The sequence below is a fragment of the Flavobacteriales bacterium genome, assembly GCA_013214975.1.
GTDB lineage: Bacteria > Bacteroidota > Bacteroidia > DT-38 > DT-38 > DT-38.
Genome location: JABSPR010000065.1, coordinates 1 through 2079, shown reverse-complemented (window position 1 = coordinate 2079; position 2079 = coordinate 1). Strand labels below are relative to the sequence as shown.

3 protein-coding genes are annotated in these 2079 nt (G+C 37.3%); 1 reads left to right on the top strand and 2 read right to left on the bottom strand.

The window, feature by feature from the left end:
• The first annotated feature begins 109 nt into the window (after positions 1-109).
• A complete protein-coding gene (locus HRT72_03300) occupies positions 110-868 on the top strand; it encodes a hypothetical protein (GenBank protein NQY66734.1) in 759 nt (252 codons plus the stop codon).
• Here HRT72_03300 and arsM read toward each other — a convergent pair.
• Positions 865-1836, bottom strand: coding sequence for an arsenosugar biosynthesis arsenite methyltransferase ArsM (gene arsM / locus HRT72_03295; protein NQY66733.1), 972 nt, complete (start codon positions 1834-1836; stop codon positions 865-867). The genes HRT72_03300 and arsM overlap by 4 nt on opposite strands.
• Positions 1837-1840: 4 nt before the next feature.
• The coding region (locus HRT72_03290) for a purine-nucleoside phosphorylase (protein ID NQY66732.1) at positions 1841-2079 on the bottom strand (239 nt) is incomplete at its 5' end.

The following is a 2079-nucleotide window of genomic DNA, read 5'->3' as shown; positions in this document are numbered from 1 at the left end:
TTCCCTTAATTTCTCATTTGAATTAAAGACGTTTTGTTGTATCTTATTCGGCAGAAGATTTCTTTTTTATATATCTTTTCCTTGGAATATTTGTTTTTCATACTAAATAATGCTCTCAAAAGGCCAATTGGAAATAAAGTCGTTTAGCAATCTTTATACGCAAACAAGCCATTTCGAAAACAATGGCAAGAATAAGGAGATGGGATTTCGGCAAAGTTTCTACGCAAACTATGTCCAGGTAATTTCCGGTCTAAAAAAGAACAATAGAATCAATATTGGATTCGATGTAATTATCCGATCAACAAGCTATGGGGCCAATAATTCTTCACCTTTTAGTGTTCTGAATTTCAAAAATGATTCAAGTTCAAGGTATGGGATAGGGAGTGCAGGGCCAAAAATAAAATTCTCGCCATTTAAGGATATCGGAAACCTATCCATCCAGAGTACACTTCTCTTTCCCCTATCCAATAATATGGAAAATGGTATTTGGCTCGACTGGCAGAAAATAATATGGTCTAACCAATTGTATTTCGATAAAAAAATCGGCAACAAACTAAACTTGTTTACCGAGGCAACTATAACAACAAGAATTAACATGGATAAAAACTCTTCACCTTCAAACCTCTTTGTTCCTCTAGGTGTTTTTCTAAGTTACTTCCCCTTCAATAAAAGCACTTTGTACATTATGGTTCAACAGGCATCTACTATTTCTATTGATGGATATGCCTATTATGGGCAAGCTGGAATTGGAGGCAAAATCCAATTACTTCCGTCTTTCGAGTTGGAAGTATCGGCAACAGACTTTCTTATTGGTAAAAACCAAGGAGCCGGAAAGGCTTTTAATATTGGCTTGAGGTACCTCAATTAACAACAGCCACCACCATCGTAAAAGAATGTAGATTCAGAGATAAATATATCTCTTCGATTCAACGCGAGCAGTGCTTCTGCTGTTTTATCACAGATTGATAAAGGTTGATTTTTCAATAATGAATGACCGTTTCCGTCATCAAATACCTCTTTAGCTCCGAAGTAAATTCCTGTTCTACCGGTAAAAACACAAGGTCCGTCTTTAGGCATAGGGTCCTTTATTGCACATACCTCTACACTTTCGATGTAAAGATTAACATCTGTATTATAATGATCCGTATCCAATATTCGATATGGCCGTTTTGCCCTTATCTCAACAGTTCCAAAACCGATATCGGTTATCATCGTTACATACTCTTTTAAAGTAAGAGCACCACTTAAACATAGAGCTCGCAACTTATCATCAGCTCGCAATACTTCAGGAATACCCTGTTCGCAAATAGGATCGGATAATACCAATCTACCATTTGGCTTAAGCACGCGATACATTTCTTGGAGTGCTATTTTCAGATCATCTTCTTTGAAGATATTAAAGAGGCAATTTTGTGCCGCAACATCTATCGAACTATCCTCTACCGGTAAGTCCATTGCACTTCCTTTCTTTAACTTAATAAAGTCTGATTTAAACCAAGGGTTTAATTTTTCTGCTTCAAGTGTATTCTCCCCGCACTTGTTCAACATTTCAACTACTACATCAACACCAATTACTCCATTTGGGTTCCTATTAAAGTAAGAGAACTGAAGAAGTTCCATTCCTCCACCTACACCTACATATAAAATACTAGGTTCGTTCACTAAATCCCGTGGATGAACTGTACTGCCACAGCCATAATTCATCTCCAACATTATAGATGGAATTTCCAATTCTGGCAATTGCCAAATTGGAGTAGTAGTACAGCATAAGCCTACATCGGGATTCTTCGCTGCCTTTGTGTACAAATCTTCTGTAGCGTCTAGATAATTTGCCATTTTCTTAGCTAATCGATTTTATCACATTCTTAAACAAAGCGATCAACTTTACTTCTGCCGTGCCTGCTATTTCAATTATTTCTTCTATAGATATTGGCACCAAGTTATCTGGATCGCATATATCTGTTACCACCGAAACTGCTGCACAAGGTAAATCCATGTGATTGGCAACAATAACTTCAGGCACGGTAGACATGCCTACCAAATCGGCACCAATAATTCCAAGCATTCTGTATTCGGCTC